Consider the following 14,973-nt stretch of genomic DNA (forward strand, 5'->3'; position numbering starts at 1 on the left):
GGCGACGCCCCGGTTTTTTCATGCGCCGGGCGAGCACCCGCCTGCGCTTCTCGCCATCTGCGCCTCTCGCCAGCGACGACGCGGGCCGCCTGCGACCGGCCGGCGGCGGAAACGCCGTCTTTACGCGACGCAGGCAACAGTCCGCCGGATTTGCAGGGCGGACCCTGCGCGCGGGGACGCCTGCTCTTGAAGACGATCAGCATCAATGGCCGCTTCCTGGCCCAGCCTCTCACGGGCGTGCAGCGCTTCGCTCGTGAGCTGACGCAGGCGCTCGACCGGAAGATCGCTGCCGGCGAGGTGCCGCAGGCGCTGCGGGGCATGGACTGGCGGCTGGTCGTACCAGGCGAGGCCAAAGCCGATCTCGATTTGACCGCGATCCGGCTGGAGCGCCTCGGCGGCGGCACCGGCCATCTCTGGGAGCAGACCGCGCTGGCGTGGCGAGCGCGTGGCGATCTGCTCGTCGGCTTTGGCGGCAGCGGGCCGCTTCTCCATCGCGATCAGCTCACCGTGATCCATGACGCCACGATCTTCCGCCATCCCGCTTCGTTCAGCCGCTCCTACCGCATCTTCCATGGCCTGCTCGGTGCCGTGCTGACCCGGACGGCGAGGATTGCGACCGTCTCACATTTCTCCCGAGGGGAACTCGGCGAGATCTTCCGTGTCGATCCGGCGGGGATTTCCGTCGTCTACAACGCGACCGACCATTTCGCTGGCCTCGTGCCGGACGAGACGATCCTGGACAGGCTGAAGCTCACGGGAGGCGATTATTTCCTGCTGGTCGGCACGCTCAAGCCGAACAAGAACATCGCCTTCGCGATCCAGGCTTTCGAGGCGCTGGCGGCGGCCGGCCAGAAGCTGGTGATCGTCGGCGGCATCCATTCCCGCGTCTTCAAGGGTGGCGACTATGGCACGGGCGAGGGCCTCGTCTTCGCCGGGCGCCTGAGCGATGCCGAGATCGCGGAGCTGGAGCGGCGCGCCACGGCGTTCGTCTTTCCGAGCCTCTATGAGGGCTTCGGCATTCCGCCGCTGGAGGCGATGTCGCAGGGCTGTCCGGTGCTGGCGTCCGATATTCCCCCCGTCCGCGAGGCCTGCGGCGAAGCCGCGCTCTATTTCGACCCGACGAGGCAAGAGACGCTGGTTCAAGCCATGCGGACGGTGCTCGGCGAGCCCGCGACGCGCGACCGGCTGATCGCCGACGGGCATGCGAATGCGAAGCGCTTCTCCTGGGCTGGCAGCGCCGACAGTCTGCTCACGCTTCTGGCGAGGATGCAGCCGAAGCGGTAGCGGGCGAGGCGGATCAGCGCGTGCTCAGCACCAGCAATCCGGCAGCCGCAGCGAGGCCGGCGGCAAGCCAGAGCAGCCAGCGCGACGGCTGCAAGGCGGGCCAATTCAGCCGCGGCAGCGGAGCCGGCTCTTCATGTCCGAAGGCCTCGCCGGCAAGGCGGGCCGCCCGTTGCAATCTCGCGACTTTCACACTCGGTACCAACCGAACAGACGCCACGAACCCCTCCCTCATTTTTGTCGATCATAGCAGCCGGCGGCGTGACGCCCAGCCCTCCGATCGTTGAATTCATTCTTCAGTCCGCCTTGTTAATGCGGCCTGAACGGTTCGGTTCCAGCGACGATCATCAGCATCGGCAGGTGACGGCGCGATGACGGTGCAGGATGGCACGCAAGGACCGCTTGACGCTAGGGCAGCTCCACCCTCTACTGTCGAAAGCCGAACCACAAGGTCGCCATCATGCCATCGCGCCTGTCCACGGCTACGCTATGCCTGCGCGTCGCTCCCGTCATCGCGCTGGCAGGCATGCTGCTCGGCATCGCGATGGGCGTTCTCAACGATCACCGGCTGAAAACGCTTCATGCCCATGTCAACCTGATCGGCTGGGTCTCGCTGTTCCTCGCGGGCCTGTACTACCGACAGATTCCGGCGGCCGACGGCAAGCTCGCGCGCTGGCATTTCGCGCTCGCGACGCTGGGACTCGCGGTGCTGTCGATCGGGCTGGCGGGCCTCGCCTTCGGTGAAATGGCGTTCGAGCCCTTCGCTATCGTCGGCTCGTTCCTGACCATCATTTCCATGGGACTCTTCTCATGGATCGTGATGCGGACCAGTTGAACGCGAAGCCGTCGCGCAACCTCGGTGGTTCCCTCGCAGCGCCCGTCGCTGTAGGAAGAGCCGCGACGCGGCAGCGCAGCATCCGCGCTATCATGCACAGTCGCGAATCAGGGGCCCACGGACACGATGGCGGAGAACGGCGATCTATTCGGCACGGAACCGGAGCGGCCGGTGGCACCCGTCCCTCGGCCGGCTGCGCCAAGGCCTGCGCCATCGCGATCCGAAGCCCCGGCTGGCGAAGGTTCCGCTAGCCCGAGTGCTTCCAGCGCCAGTGCTTCCAGCACAAGTTCTTCCGGCAAAAATTCTTCCAGCCCACGCCTCGCCCAGCCGGCTGCACCGACGCCTCCGCGAAACGGCACGCTCTCCGAAGCGAACTATGATGCGTCCGCGATCGAGGTGCTGGAGGGGCTTGAGCCCGTCCGCCGTCGTCCCGGCATGTATATCGGCGGCACCGACGAGCGCGCACTGCACCATCTCTTCGCCGAGGTGATCGACAACGCGATGGACGAGGCCGTGGCCGGCCATGCCAGCTTCATCGATGTCGAGGTGCTGGAGGACGGCTCGATCGCGGTCACCGACAATGGCCGCGGCATTCCGGTCGACCCGCATCCGAAATTTCCGGGCAAATCCGCGCTCGAAGTCATCATGACGACGCTGCATGCCGGCGGCAAATTCGACTCGAAGGCCTATGAAACCTCGGGCGGCCTGCACGGTGTCGGTGTCTCGGTGGTGAACGCGCTGTCCGACCTGCTCGAGGTCGAGGTCGCGCGCGGCAAGACGCTCTATCGCCAGACCTTTTCGCGGGGCCTGCCGCAGGGGCCGCTGGAGACGGTCGGTGCCGTGGCCAACCGGCGCGGCACCCGGGTCCGCTTCCACCCCGATGCGCAGATCTTCGGCGAGGGCGCGCATTTCGTGCCGGCCCGCCTGTTCCGCATGGCGCGCTCCAAGGCCTATCTCTTCGGCGGCGTCGAGATCCGCTGGCGTTGCGCGCCGGCTCTGCTGAAGCCAGAGGGCGATGTCGCGGCCGAGGCCGTGTTCCGCTTCCCCGGCGGCCTGCGCGACTATCTTGGCCGCGAGATCGAGGGCAAGGATCTCGTCGCCGAACCGATCTTCTCCGGCAAGATCACCAAGGATGGCAGCCACGGCTCGCTGGAATGGGCGATCGCCTGGCTCGCGACCGGCGAGGACGGCTTTTCCTCCTCCTACTGCAACACCATCCCGACGCCGGAGGGCGGCACCCATGAAGCGGGACTGAGGATCGCCCTGCTGCGGGGCCTGCGCGACCATGCCGAGCGCATCGGCCAGTCCAAACGCATGGCGCAGGTGACCTCCGACGACGTGATGGCGACCTGCGCCGCGATGCTCTCGGTGTTCATCCGCGAGCCGGAATTCCAGGGCCAGACCAAGGACAAGCTGGCGACGCTCGAAGCCTCGCGCATCGTCGAGAACGCGGTCCGTGATGCCTTCGATCACTGGCTGGCGCAGGCGCCGCAACAGGCGCTGCGGCTGCTCGACTGGTCGGTCGACCGGGCCGAGGAGCGCCTGCGCCGCCGGCTCGAAAAGGAGGTCTCGCGCAAGACCGCGACGCGCAAGCTCAGGCTGCCCGGAAAACTGGCGGATTGCAGCAATGCGGGCGCGGCGGGCTCCGAGATCTTCATCGTCGAGGGCGACAGCGCCGGCGGCTCGGCCAAGCAGGCGCGCAACCGCGCGACCCAGGCCATTCTCCCCTTGCGCGGAAAAATCCTCAACGTCGCCAATGCGACGCGCGAAAAGATGAACCAGAACCAGCAGCTCGCCGACCTCATCCTGGCGCTGGGCTGCGGCATCGGCAGCCAGTTTCGCGAGGACGACCTGCGCTACGAGAAGGTCATCGTGATGACCGATGCCGATGTCGACGGCGCCCATATCGCCTCGCTTCTGGTAACCTTCTTCTGGCGACAGATGCCGCGGCTGATCGAAAAGGGGCACCTCTATCTCTCGATCCCCCCGCTCTACCGGCTGCGCCATGGCGGCAAGAGCGTCTATGCGCGAAACGACGCCCATAAGGACGAGCTGATGGAGACCGTCTTCAAGGGCAAGAAGCCGGAGATCGGCCGCTTCAAGGGTCTCGGCGAAATGATGCCGGCCGAACTCAAGGAAACCACGATGGACCCGAGCAAGCGCATCCTGCTCAAGGTCATGGTCGATCACGAGTTGCGCGACGAGACTTCGGACACGGTCGAGCGGCTGATGGGCAACAAGCCGGAAGCGCGCTTCCTGTTCATCCAGGAGCGTGCCGCCTTCGCCGGCGAGCTGATCGACCTGTGATCCCGGCAGGCCGCCGGGTCCAGAGCGCCGACCCCGTCATTCTTGACGGGTTGGGCGGCAATCATGCCGGGCTGCCATGCTGCAGCGGTGCCGGCATGGTCGGCGCATGTCGAACGAACCGCACCACCGCCCTGCCCGTCCTCCCCAGATCGGCCAGCATGACCGCAGATCGTCCCCGGGCCAATCCTTCCCGTCCTGGCCGCTGATCGCATGGGGCAGCCTGCTCCCGCTTCATCTCGACGCGACGGCGATCTGGCAGCGCCGGGCTGGGACGACATCGGCATCTTTCACGCCATCGCCGAGAGCGGGTCGCTGGCCCTGGCAGCGGTCCGGCTCGGACTGAGCGAGGCGACGATCGCGCGCCGGCTCAAAAGCTTCGAGCGCGAACTCGGCCTGCTGCTGTTCCGGCGCGGCGCCAACCGCCTGACCCTGACCGCCGCAGGCACCGAACTGGCGCGCGAAGCAGGAAGGGTCGCAGCGGCCGCAGCGCGCTTCGCCAGTTGCGCGAGAGCCGCCCGCCCCCTGGCGGACGCCCCGGTACGGGTGACGGCGACGACGTCGATCAGTCTCTTCCTGACCAGGAATGCGACGACGATCTCGGCTGCGGCGGGCGGTGTCGAACTCGTCATCATCAGCACGCGCGACCGGCTCGACCTGGCGCGTGGCGATGCGGACATCGCGGTGCGAATGAGCAGCGTCCCCGACGAGCCGGGCTATTTCGGCCAGAAGGTCGGGCGGCTGGTGCAGGCGCTCTATGTCCGGCGCGACGTCGATCCGCTGACCGCGCCGATCATCTCGGTGAGCCGCGAAACCTCGTCGCGGATCGACGAGCACATTCTCGCCTTCGCTCAGGGCCGGCCGATCGCCGCCCGCGTCGGCGATTCGGCCGCGCGCTACGAAAGCGTGCGCTCTGCAGGCGCCGTCTCGATGGTGCCCTGCTTCATGGGCGATGCCGACGATCTGCTGCTGCGCCTGCAGCCGCCGCCCGACAGGACCGCCGACGAAATCTTCCTTGTGACGCATGAGGTGTCGCGCCAGAGGCCGGCCGTTGTCGCCGTGCTCGCCGCCCTGCGCAAGGTCTTCCGCGAGCACCGGGCGCGGCTCGAGGGGCACATCGTCTGAGCGACAGCCCCCCGGCACAACGCTTCGCTAACCATCTTTTTACAGGTGCTGCCGCAAGGTGTTCGGGCAGGGGCGCGCGGTCGCCCCTCTCATGCGGGAGGGCCCGATGCGGCTCATCGAATTGTTCTGGAAGAACGAGCGCGGCACGCTGGTTGCCGACATCGCCAAGGCCGGCGCGGCGATCGCGTTTCTCTCGGTGATCGCCGCCAATTTCGTCTCGAGCCAGACGGCCCATTTCGACAGGGAGCGCCTCGCCGAAGTGGCTGCGGCCGCGACCAAGGGCAAGCACGCCGACCCGATGGTCACGGGCTCGATCCGCAAGGCCGCAAGCGAAACCCGGTTCGACCCCTGCGCCGTCCCGCGCTGAGCGTCAGGCCAGCCAGGCCAGCAATTCGCGCGTGACCGCCGCGGGCTGCTCCATCGTCGAGAGATGGCCGCAGCCGGGAAGCGTGACGAGCCGCGCATTCGAGCCGATTCCACCGGCGATCTCCTGCGCGTCGGATGGCGGCGTGATCTGATCCTCCGCGCCGACCAGCACCAGCGTCGGGATGCCGATCGCGGCCAGGCCGATGCGCGAATCCGGCCGGCCCATGATCGCGCGCTGCTGGCGCACGAAGCCCTCCGCGCCGATGTTCTCGGCCATGGCGCGCACCAAGAGGCGCAGGGGCTCATCCGAAAGACGCGACGGTGCGACAAGCTTCTGCCAGATCAGCGTGGTGACGTTGTCGAAGGCGCCCTTCTGCGCCAGCGCGATCATCTGCTCGCGCGGCGCATTGGTCTCCGGCGTCGCAGGCTTGGCGCTGGTGTCGAGCAAGGCCAGCCGCGTCACACGCTCGGGCGCCTGCCGCAAGATCTCGAAGGCCGCATAGCCGCCCATCGAAAGCCCGCAGAGCGCGAAACGCTCCGGCGCGGCCGCGAGCAGCCGCCCGGCGATGGCGCGGAGGCTCTCGTCGCGGTCATGCTCGGCGACCAGGATCGGGCGCCCCGGCGCCAGCGCCGGCCATTGCGGCGCATAAAGGTTGGCATCGCAGTTCAGGCCGGGAATCAGGACAAGCGGTTCATGCATGAGGCGGATGGCTCCCTGAGGTGCTAGTTTATTGACTTTGCCGCGCTTTTTCTGCATTGCACACGGGTCCGAAGGCGCGCAGGAAAAGAAGTCGCGCCACCGTCGCGGTTGAGTAGGTCATCCCGCCACGTGTCACCGACCCTAAAAGAAGCGCAACCATCGATGTCATTCGCCGAACTCGGCCTGAGTGAAAAGGTTCTGACAGCCGTCACGACCGCAGGCTACAACACCCCGACCCCGATCCAGGCACAGGCCATTCCGCATGTGCTCGCCCGCCGCGACGTGCTGGGCATCGCCCAGACCGGAACGGGCAAGACCGCCGCCTTCACCTTGCCCATGCTGACGATCCTGGAAACCGGCCGCGCCCGGGCCCGGATGCCGCGCACCCTGATCCTCGAGCCGACGCGCGAGCTCGCCGCCCAGGTCGAGGAAAATTTCACCCGCTACGGCGTCAACCAGAAGCTCTCGGTCGCGCTGCTGATCGGCGGCGTCTCCTTCGGCGACCAGGATGCCAAGATCACGCGCGGCGTCGACGTACTGATCGCGACGCCTGGCCGCTTGCTCGACCATGTCGAGCGCGGCAAGCTGCTTTTGACCGGCGTGGAATTGCTCGTCATCGACGAGGCCGACCGCATGCTCGACATGGGTTTCATCCCGGACATCGAGCGCGTCTGCAAGCTGGTGCCCTTCACCCGGCAGACGCTGTTCTTCACGGCGACGATGCCGCCCGAGATCACCCGCATCAGCGAGCAGTTCCTGCACAATCCGGTGCGTGTCGAGGTTTCGCGGCCGGCAACGGCGGCAGCGACCATCACGCAGCGGCTGATCGCCTCCAACGGCCAGGATTTCGAGAAGCGCGACACGCTGCGCCGGCTGATCAACGAGGCCAAGGACCTGCAGAACGCGATCGTCTTCTGCAACCGCAAGCGCGATGTCGCGACCCTGCACAAGTCTTTGCTGAAGCACGGTTTTCCGGCCGTCTCGCTGCATGGCGACATGGACCAGTACGCCCGCATGGCGGCGCTGGAATCCTTCCGCACCGGCGAGAACCCGATCCTGGTGGCGAGCGACGTCGCCGCGCGCGGGCTCGACATTCCGGCGGTCAGCCATGTCTTCAACTACGACGTGCCGACCCATGCCGAGGACTATGTCCACCGCATCGGCCGCACCGGCCGCGCTGGCCGCGAAGGCGCGTCCTTCACCATCGTGACGCGCCATGACGAGAAGCTCGTCGCAGCGATCGAGAAGCTGATGGGCCAGGCCATCGCCTGGGAAGAGGGCCGCGGGCTCGACGCCCTGCCCCCCGGAGCACCGCGCGAGGAACGCTCCGGCGGCCGTGGCGGACGCAGCGAGGGCGGCCGTTCCGGTCGTGGCGGCGAGCGCGGCCGTGGCCGCTCCGAGCGCGGCCCGCGCGCCGAACCCGAGACGGCGCCCCGCCCGATCCGGGTCGAGCGCCCGGCCACGGAAGAGGATGCAGCACCGCGCCGCCGCCGTGCCGCATCGGATGGACCGACCCGGACCAAGATTCGTGGCGAAGTATCTGCCGCAGACGGCGCCGCACCGGCCGCTCCCGCGAGCAAGCCCGAGCGCACGCCGGAGCCCCGGTCGGCGCGGCCGGAGCGTACCTCGGAGCCCCGCTCGGCGCGACCGGAGCGTACGTCCGAGCCGCGGCGGCGCGACGACGATGACGGGCCGAAGGTCAAGGGCCTGGGCGATCATGTTCCGGCCTTTCTGCTGCGGCCGGTCCGTGTCGGATAGGTTCAGGTTATCAACGGCATTTTAACCGACCTCGCCTAGGGTCACCTTCAAGGTCGGGATATAGATTCCGACCACGGACGGGCGCATGCAGCCGTTGAGACGGACAGGATGTCCCGCTTCGATTCTCAATCGGAGCCGCCACGGCTGATGGCCGTGACAGGTTCCCGTTCGGACTATCGGTGGCATGAGCGAGCACGCGGTGCATTCTTCCCCGTCAGACGACCTCGCAGAGCGCGTGGTCGCCGCCATGCGCCAGCATGGCTCGCCGAGCTACCCCCGCGCCTTCGAGGTCTGGTACGCCCATCTCAGCGGCGAGTTGCCGGCCGTCAGCATGGCGATGAACGCGATCATCACGGCGAGCGAGGCCAAAGTCGGCGCAGCCGACATCGACACCCTCTATGACCGTTTCATCGGCACCGAGCGCCTGGCGCGCCATGCCGAACGCACCAGCCTGCAGGTGTTGGGCGAGATCGACGGGCTGATGACGCTCGTCGACAAGGCGCTGGATTCAAGCGAGCGCTATCATGGCCGCCTCTCCGCCATGTCCGAGGACGTGCCGCCGCCAGCCGACCGGCAGAAGCTGCGCGAATGGGTCGAGGCGCTGGTGATGTCGACGCGCGAGGAGGTGACGCGCAAGACCAAGCTCGAGGCCCAATTGCGCGACAGCTCGAACGAGATCCGCAATCTCCGCGAGGCGCTGGAATCGACGCGCGCCGAGGCGCTCACCGATCCACTGACCGGCCTCGCCAACCGCCGCCATTTCGAGGAGATGCTGCAGAAGTCGATCGACCAGGCGACGCTGCGGCGCGAGCCCTTCGCGCTGGTAATGGCCGACATCGATTTCTTCAAGCAGTTCAACGACGCCCATGGCCATCTCACCGGCGATCAGGTGCTGCGCCTCGTCGCCCGCACGATGAAGGACAAGTTCAAGGACAAGGCCGTGATCACGCGCTTCGGCGGCGAGGAGTTCGCGATCATCCTGCCGGATGCCGACCTCATCGCCGGCAAGTTCGGCGCCGAGACGGTGCGCCAGGCGCTGCTCACGCGCGAGCTGGTCAAGCGTTCGACCAACGAGAATCTCGGCCGCATCACGATTTCGCTCGGCGTGGCGAGCTATACCCGCGGCGACACGGCCGCATCGATGACGGATCGCGCCGATCAGGCGCTGATGATGGCCAAGCGCAGCGGCCGCAACCGCACGGTCACCGAGGACGCGATCGAGGCGACGAGCCAGGTCGCCTGATCGGGCGCGCCGCACCGCGCCGGCGGGCCGCCGCCACAGCAAGCTCCGCCCAGCCTCGCAGCATGCCGCCATCGTCGAAGGCCGCCTCGGGCAGGCGCCAGCAGCTCATTGCGAATGGCTTCTCGCCACGGACGTAGACGAAGGGATAGCTGCCGGCCGCGATGAAGCGGCTTTCGCTCTCGGCATCCGCCTTGAGGAAGATCTCGCCGTCGAATTCCAGCGCGAACATGCTCCCGCCGTCATAGATGCCGTGGCCGCCGAACATGCGGCGCACGCGGACAGACATGATCCCGGCGAAAAGCTCGCGGATGCCCTCGGCATCCATCGCTGCTCAATGGGCAGCGAGCGCGGCTTCGGGCTGCGGCTTGATCTCGACAGATTCACCGCAGCCGCAGGCGGAGACCTGGTTCGGATTGTTGAACACGAAAGTGGAGGAGAAGCGGTCGGTCCTGAAATCGAGCTCCGTGCCAAGCAGGAACAGCACCGCCTTGGCATCGACGATCACCGTCGCATCCTTCTCGTTGACGATTTCGTCGCCCCTGGCCGTCTCGCGCGCGATCTCGAAGGTGTACTCCATGCCGGCGCAGCCGCCCTTCTTGACGCCGACGCGCAGGCCGAGTGCGGGCTCGGCGCCCGCCGATTGCGCCATGATCTCGCGGATGCGCGCAGCCGCCGCGTCGGTCAGCGAGACGACCTTCAGGCCGGGTATCGAAAACATCTCTTCGTCCCTCCTCAACCGGGTTCAAGGCCCGATGAAGCAAGATTGCAGATCACAACATAAGGATTGCTGACCGAAACGTCGAGATGTCGGGGCGCGGGGCGCTCCGTGCCCGCCGCATATTGCACGCAACCGCCGCTCATGCACTGTGACAGCCCGCAAACCGGCACAGAAATCTGGCGGCTTCATATCATGGCCTATCGCACGCACCGTCCCGAATCGCTCCGCGCCCTCGTCCAGGACATGGTGGTCAAGGCAGGCTGGACCCTGGAGGAAGCCGTGGAGACGGCGCAGCACCTCGTGCTTGCGAACCTCAGCGGCCACGACAGCCATGGCGTCGGCATGCTGCCGCTGTATTTCCAATCGCTGCAGGACGGCAACCTCTCGCCGCAGTCGCGGCCACAGACACGGCTGGACGCCGCGCCCTTCCTGATCGTCGACGCCGGCGTTTCGCTCGGCCAGCCGGCCGCTCGCAATGCGGTCGAGCAGGCGGCGCGAATGGCGAAGACGGGCGGCGTCGCGATCCTCAACCTGCTCGACGCCCATCATATCGGCCGGATCGGCCATTATGCCGAGGCTGCGGCCGTGCATGGGCTGATCTCGCTGTTCTGGGTCAATGTCGCCGGCCGGCCGCCGATCGTCGCGCCCTTCGCGGCGAAGGAGGCGCGCTTCGGCACCAACCCCCATGCGATCGGCATCCCGCTGCCGGGCGGCGACCCGATCATCCTCGACTTCGCCACCAGCCGCATGGCCCATGGCAAGGCCCGCGTCGCGCTCAACAAGGGCGAGCCGGTGCCGCCAGGCTACATCATCGATGGCGAGGGCCGGCCAACGACCGAGCCGCGGCACGTCTTCCAGCATGGTCTCGCTGGCGACGAGGCCCTGGGGGCGCTGCTGCCCTTCGGCGACCATAAGGGCGCCGGCCTCTCGCTGATCGCGGAGCTGCTCTCGGCCGGGCTGATGGGGGCCGCGCGCATCGACCAGAAACCGGCGAAGAGCTGGATCATCAATTCCCTCTTCGGCGTGCTGATCGATCCGGCAAGGCTCGAGCCCGATGCCGGGCTGCGCCGGAGCCGGATCGAGAGCTATCTCGCCTTCGTCCGCGCCGCGCGCCCGCAAGACGAGGCCAACCCGGTGCTGACGCCGGGCGAGAAGGAGCGCGCCGTCCGGATCGAGCGCGGCGAAAGCGGCATCCCGCTCGACGACGAGACCTGGTCGCAGATCAGGGCCGCCGCGGCCGCCCATGGCATCGACGCCGAGAGCTACTGATGCACAACAGCGCCCGGGCCGTGTCATGACGCTCGACGGCTACACCGCATTCTGTGCCGCCCTCCCCGCGACGCATATGGTCGTGCAGTGGGGCGGCGCGCATGTCTGGAAGGTTGGCGACAAGGTCTTCGCGATCGCCCGCACCGATGACGGCGTGGCGCTGTCCATCACCTTCAAATGCTCCTGGGCGAGCTTCGACATCCTGAAGGAGCAGCCGGGCCTGCGTCCGGCGCCCTACCTCGCCTCGCGCGGCATGAGCTGGATCCAGCGCCTGACGGACGAGGCCATGCCCGACGCGGCCCTGCAGGACTATCTGCGGGAGAGCCACAGGCTGGTCGCGGGCAAGCTGACAAGGCGTGTGCGGGCAGAGCTGGGGCTAGACGTTCAAACCAGTTCCCGGCGACTTTGAACTCTTGTGCGCGTCGTCCCGGACAAGCCGCGAAGCGGCACCGATCCGTGACCCATTCCGGAGCATCAACCAGAAAGGTTCGGGAATGCGTCCCGGGCCTTCGCTGCGCTGCGCCCCGGACGACGCGTTCAGGCAAATGCGTTTCTGATCGCCTAAAGCAACGCCTCGCCGCGAAAGACCGGCACGCAGGAGCCGCCGACCGTCGCGCGGATGCCGTCCGCGCCGCGCCGGGCAGTGACCCGCAACTGGCTCGGGCGGCCCATCTCGACGCCCTGCGTCAGCGAGAAGGCCGCGCTGTCACCGCCGTCGAGCGAGAGCAGGAGGGCAGCCAGCGTGGCGCTGGCGCTGCCGGTGGCGGGGTCCTCCCAGGTGCCGGACAGCGGAGCGAACATGCGCGCCCGGATCTGCGCGCCGTCGCGGACATAGATGAACAGCGAGAGCCGGCCCTGCAGGGCCGGAAAAGCCTGCTCCAGCGCCTGAAAGGCCGCGATGTCCGGTCGCGCGCGGCCCAGCGAGTCGGCTCGCACCTCGGCCAGGACGAAATGCACGCCGACGGAGGCCTGGATCGGCCTGTGGGCCCCGACGACGACATCGGCGGTGTCGAGGCCGGCGCAGGCCGCGATGGCGTCTGCCGGAAGTTCGATGCCGGTCGAGAGCGGCTGCGGCGCGGCGATCGTCGCACCCGTGACCTCGCCATCCGGGCCGCTGGCGATCCTGACCTCGACGAGGCCGGCGATCTCCTCGAAGCGCAGCACGCCGTCCCGGTCGCGGCCATGGCGTGCGAGCACGAAGCCGGTGCCGACATTGGGGTGTCCGGCGAAGGGCATTTCGGCGGTGCGATGGAAGATGCGCACCCGCGCCGTATGAGCCGGATCGGCCGGAGGCAGCACGAAGGTCGTCTCGCTGTAGTTCATCTCGGCAGCGAGCGACTGCATCTCGGCGTCGCTCAGGCCGCGGGCATCGGTGAAGACCGCGAGCTGGTTGCCGCCGAAGCGCTGTTCGGTGAAGACGTCGACGGTCTCATAGGCGAATTTGCGCATGACTGGCTCCCCACCGCGCGGATAACGCGCGGCCCGGCCGCCTTGATGCCACCGATTCAGGCGGCGGGATAATGAAGCTCGCAGATGCGATCGATCACGAGATGCGATCGCCTGCGTCAGCCGAGAGGCTCACTCAAAGCCGAGGCTCTCTGAAAACGCGCTCCGGTGAGTCGGCTGGCGCGGCTTTCGAGAACCGGAGCGGAACGGACTGATGTCCGTGAGCACCGGAAGCGCAGAAAACGGCGTCGGACGGCCGCCGGAGTAGAGTTCGCAGAGCGGTTCGCTCACCACATGTCGAGCGCGACCCTCGCCTCGTCGGACATGCGCGACTGGTCCCAGGGCGGGTCGAAGGTCATGTTGACGGTCACGGAGGCGACGCCCTGAACGGTGCTGACCGCGTTTTCGACCCAGCCCGGCATCTCGCCCGCGACAGGGCAGCCCGGCGCCGTCAGCGTCATGTCGATCGTGACCTGGCGGTCGTCGGCGATGTCGACGCGGTAGATCAGGCCGAGCTCGTAAATGTCGGAGGGGATTTCCGGATCGTAGACCGTCTTCAGCGCCGCGACGATGTCGTCGGTCAGGCGGTCGATCTCTTCCGGGGGCAGGCCGGCGCCGGCGCCCATGGTCGGGGCATTCGGCTTCAGCTCTTCGGTGATGTCGGTCATGGCTTTACCAATCCTACTCAGGCGAACAGGCTCTCGGCCTTTTGCAGGGCTTCGACGAGCTTATCGACCTCGTCCATGGTATTATAGAGGCCAAACGAGGCTCGGCAGGTCGACGTCACCCCATATCGTGCCAAAAGCGGCATGGCGCAATGGGTTCCGGCCCGGACGGCGACACCGGCCCGGTCGATCACCGTCGCGACGTCATGGGCGTGGGCGCCCTTCATCTCGAAGGCGACGATGGCGCCCTTGTCCCTGGCCTTGCCGAAGATGCGGATCGAGTTCATCTCGCCGAGCCGCTGCATGGCGTAGGCGCCGAGCCTGGCTTCATGGGCCGCGATGTTCTCGCGGCCGAGCGCCATCATGTAGTCGAGCGCGGCGCCGAGGCCGACCGCCTCGATGATCGCCGGCGTGCCGGATTCGAAGCGGTGCGGCGGGTCGTTATAGGTGACCGCGTCTTCGGTGACGGTGACGATCATCTCGCCGCCGCCTTCATAGGGCGGCAGCTTGTCCAGCCACGCCTTCTTGCCCCAGAGGATGCCGGAGCCGGTCGGTCCATAGGTCTTGTGGCCGGTGAAGGCATAGAAATCGCAGCCGAGCGCCTGCACGTCGACCGGCAGGTGGACCGCGCTCTGGCTGCCATCGACGACCAGCGGAATGCCGTGCGAGCGGCAGATCGCGGCGACCTCGGCGATCGGGACGATGGTGCCGATCGCGTTCGACATATGGGTCAGCGACACCACCTTGGTCCGCGGCGTGATGAGCTTCTCGAATTCCTCGATCAGGAAATTGCCGTCCTCGTCGACCGGCGCCCATTTGATCACGGCGCCATGGCGCTCGCGCCAATAGTGCCAGGGCACGATGTTGGAGTGGTGCTCCAGGATCGAGAGGATGATCTCGTCACCCTCGCCGAGCTGGAGATGGCGGCCGAGCGAGGAGGCAACGGTGTTCAGCGAGCCCGTCGAGGAGCGCGTGAAGACGATCTCCTCGAGATGGGCGGCATTCAGGAAGCGGCGGGCGCTTTCGCGAGCGGCCTCATAGGCTTCGGTCGAGGCGTTGGCGAGATAGTGCAGGCCGCGATGGACGTTGGCGTAGTCCTCGCGCATCAGCCTGGTCATCGCCTCGATGACGACTTCCGGCTTCTGGGCCGAGGCGGCGTTGTCGAGATAGACCAGCGGCTTGCCGTAGACTTCCCGGCTCAGGATCGCGAAATCCTTGCGGATCTCCGAGACATCATAGGGCTTCGCCAGTGCGTTCATGGTT

Annotated in this window: 15 protein-coding genes; 9 read left to right on the plus strand and 6 right to left on the minus strand. The window is 67.4% G+C overall.

The window, feature by feature from the left end:
- Positions 1 to 186: 186 nt before the first annotated feature.
- From C8D03_RS22860 to C8D03_RS22880, 5 genes are all read left to right on the plus strand, one after another.
- On the plus strand, positions 187 to 1,284 hold the full coding sequence (locus tag C8D03_RS22860) for a glycosyltransferase family 4 protein (protein WP_108049947.1): 1,098 nt from the start codon (positions 187 to 189) through the stop codon (positions 1,282 to 1,284).
- Between the two features lie 523 nt (positions 1,285 to 1,807).
- Positions 1,808 to 2,116, plus strand: coding sequence for a hypothetical protein (locus tag C8D03_RS22865; protein ID WP_248308586.1), 309 nt, complete (start codon positions 1,808 to 1,810; stop codon positions 2,114 to 2,116).
- A gap of 126 nt (positions 2,117 to 2,242) precedes the next feature.
- A complete protein-coding gene (gene parE, locus C8D03_RS22870) occupies positions 2,243 to 4,423 on the plus strand; it encodes a DNA topoisomerase IV subunit B (protein ID WP_108049951.1) in 2,181 nt (726 codons plus the stop codon).
- Between the two features lie 210 nt (positions 4,424 to 4,633).
- Positions 4,634 to 5,545 carry a LysR family transcriptional regulator gene (locus C8D03_RS22875; RefSeq protein ID WP_108049954.1) on the plus strand — a complete coding sequence of 304 codons (912 nt, stop codon included), beginning with the start codon at positions 4,634 to 4,636 and terminating at the stop codon, positions 5,543 to 5,545.
- A gap of 106 nt (positions 5,546 to 5,651) precedes the next feature.
- Positions 5,652 to 5,912, plus strand: coding sequence for a hypothetical protein (locus C8D03_RS22880; RefSeq protein ID WP_146170268.1), 261 nt, complete (start codon positions 5,652 to 5,654; stop codon positions 5,910 to 5,912).
- Between the two features lie 3 nt (positions 5,913 to 5,915).
- Here the strand turns inward: C8D03_RS22880 and C8D03_RS22885 are convergent, their stop codons facing one another.
- A complete protein-coding gene (locus C8D03_RS22885) occupies positions 5,916 to 6,611 on the minus strand; it encodes an alpha/beta fold hydrolase (protein ID WP_108049958.1) in 696 nt (231 codons plus the stop codon).
- Between the two features lie 162 nt (positions 6,612 to 6,773).
- Between C8D03_RS22885 and C8D03_RS22890 the strand changes: the two genes are divergently transcribed.
- Both C8D03_RS22890 and C8D03_RS22895 read left to right on the plus strand, forming a co-directional pair.
- Complete coding sequence (locus C8D03_RS22890) at positions 6,774 to 8,369, plus strand: DEAD/DEAH box helicase (RefSeq protein WP_108049960.1); 1,596 nt, start codon at positions 6,774 to 6,776, stop codon at positions 8,367 to 8,369.
- A 184-nt stretch (positions 8,370 to 8,553) separates the two neighbouring features.
- Entirely contained in the window at positions 8,554 to 9,612 is a 1,059-nt protein-coding gene (locus C8D03_RS22895; RefSeq protein ID WP_108049962.1) for a GGDEF domain-containing protein, read from the plus strand.
- Here C8D03_RS22895 and C8D03_RS22900 read toward each other — a convergent pair.
- Both C8D03_RS22900 and C8D03_RS22905 read right to left on the minus strand, forming a co-directional pair.
- On the minus strand, positions 9,572 to 9,937 hold the full coding sequence (locus C8D03_RS22900) for a TfoX/Sxy family protein (protein WP_108049964.1): 366 nt from the start codon (positions 9,935 to 9,937) through the stop codon (positions 9,572 to 9,574). The genes C8D03_RS22895 and C8D03_RS22900 overlap by 41 nt on opposite strands.
- A gap of 6 nt (positions 9,938 to 9,943) precedes the next feature.
- Positions 9,944 to 10,330 (minus strand): HesB/IscA family protein, encoded by a 387-nt coding sequence (locus C8D03_RS22905; RefSeq protein ID WP_181301189.1) that lies wholly within the window; start codon positions 10,328 to 10,330, stop codon positions 9,944 to 9,946.
- A 192-nt stretch (positions 10,331 to 10,522) separates the two neighbouring features.
- Between C8D03_RS22905 and C8D03_RS22910 the strand changes: the two genes are divergently transcribed.
- Together C8D03_RS22910 and C8D03_RS22915 are read left to right on the plus strand one after the other, a co-directional pair.
- On the plus strand, positions 10,523 to 11,599 hold the full coding sequence (locus C8D03_RS22910) for a malate/lactate/ureidoglycolate dehydrogenase (protein WP_181301191.1): 1,077 nt from the start codon (positions 10,523 to 10,525) through the stop codon (positions 11,597 to 11,599).
- 25 nt (positions 11,600 to 11,624) lie between these two features.
- The gene (locus tag C8D03_RS22915; protein WP_108049968.1) at positions 11,625 to 12,008 is read left to right on the plus strand and encodes an MmcQ/YjbR family DNA-binding protein; all 384 of its coding nucleotides are present in this window, start codon (positions 11,625 to 11,627) and stop codon (positions 12,006 to 12,008) included.
- Positions 12,009 to 12,160: 152 nt separating this feature from the next.
- Here C8D03_RS22915 and C8D03_RS22920 read toward each other — a convergent pair whose 3' ends face one another.
- The 3 genes from C8D03_RS22920 to C8D03_RS22930 form a co-directional block, all read right to left on the minus strand.
- Complete coding sequence (locus C8D03_RS22920; RefSeq protein WP_108049970.1) at positions 12,161 to 13,048, minus strand: PhzF family phenazine biosynthesis protein; 888 nt, start codon at positions 13,046 to 13,048, stop codon at positions 12,161 to 12,163.
- A gap of 284 nt (positions 13,049 to 13,332) precedes the next feature.
- Positions 13,333 to 13,713 (minus strand): SUF system Fe-S cluster assembly protein, encoded by a 381-nt coding sequence (locus C8D03_RS22925; protein WP_108049972.1) that lies wholly within the window; start codon positions 13,711 to 13,713, stop codon positions 13,333 to 13,335.
- A gap of 17 nt (positions 13,714 to 13,730) precedes the next feature.
- Complete coding sequence (locus C8D03_RS22930; protein ID WP_108049974.1) at positions 13,731 to 14,969, minus strand: cysteine desulfurase; 1,239 nt, start codon at positions 14,967 to 14,969, stop codon at positions 13,731 to 13,733.
- Positions 14,970 to 14,973: the final 4 nt, after the last annotated feature.

The organism is Bosea sp. 124 (genome assembly GCF_003046175.1).
Classification (GTDB): domain Bacteria; phylum Pseudomonadota; class Alphaproteobacteria; order Rhizobiales; family Beijerinckiaceae; genus Allobosea.

What these genes read in the sequence shown, in the direction of transcription:
- C8D03_RS22865 (WP_248308586.1), top strand. Translation starts at nt 1,808, where the DNA reads ATGCTGCTCGGCATCGCGATGGGCGTTCTCAACGATCACCGGCTGAAA.
- parE (WP_108049951.1), top strand. Translation starts at nt 2,243, where the DNA reads ATGGCGGAGAACGGCGATCTATTCGGCACGGAACCGGAGCGGCCGGTG.
- C8D03_RS22875 (WP_108049954.1), top strand. Translation starts at nt 4,634, where the DNA reads ATGGGGCAGCCTGCTCCCGCTTCATCTCGACGCGACGGCGATCTGGCA.
- C8D03_RS22880 (WP_146170268.1), top strand. Translation starts at nt 5,652, where the DNA reads ATGCGGCTCATCGAATTGTTCTGGAAGAACGAGCGCGGCACGCTGGTT.
- C8D03_RS22885 (WP_108049958.1), bottom strand. Translation starts at nt 6,611, where the DNA reads ATGCATGAACCGCTTGTCCTGATTCCCGGCCTGAACTGCGATGCCAAC.
- C8D03_RS22890 (WP_108049960.1), top strand. Translation starts at nt 6,774, where the DNA reads ATGTCATTCGCCGAACTCGGCCTGAGTGAAAAGGTTCTGACAGCCGTC.
- C8D03_RS22895 (WP_108049962.1), top strand. Translation starts at nt 8,554, where the DNA reads ATGAGCGAGCACGCGGTGCATTCTTCCCCGTCAGACGACCTCGCAGAG.
- C8D03_RS22900 (WP_108049964.1), bottom strand. Translation starts at nt 9,937, where the DNA reads ATGGATGCCGAGGGCATCCGCGAGCTTTTCGCCGGGATCATGTCTGTC.
- C8D03_RS22905 (WP_181301189.1), bottom strand. Translation starts at nt 10,330, where the DNA reads ATGTTTTCGATACCCGGCCTGAAGGTCGTCTCGCTGACCGACGCGGCG.
- C8D03_RS22910 (WP_181301191.1), top strand. Translation starts at nt 10,523, where the DNA reads ATGGCCTATCGCACGCACCGTCCCGAATCGCTCCGCGCCCTCGTCCAG.
- C8D03_RS22915 (WP_108049968.1), top strand. Translation starts at nt 11,625, where the DNA reads ATGACGCTCGACGGCTACACCGCATTCTGTGCCGCCCTCCCCGCGACG.
- C8D03_RS22920 (WP_108049970.1), bottom strand. Translation starts at nt 13,048, where the DNA reads ATGCGCAAATTCGCCTATGAGACCGTCGACGTCTTCACCGAACAGCGC.
- C8D03_RS22925 (WP_108049972.1), bottom strand. Translation starts at nt 13,713, where the DNA reads ATGACCGACATCACCGAAGAGCTGAAGCCGAATGCCCCGACCATGGGC.
- C8D03_RS22930 (WP_108049974.1), bottom strand. Translation starts at nt 14,969, where the DNA reads ATGAACGCACTGGCGAAGCCCTATGATGTCTCGGAGATCCGCAAGGAT.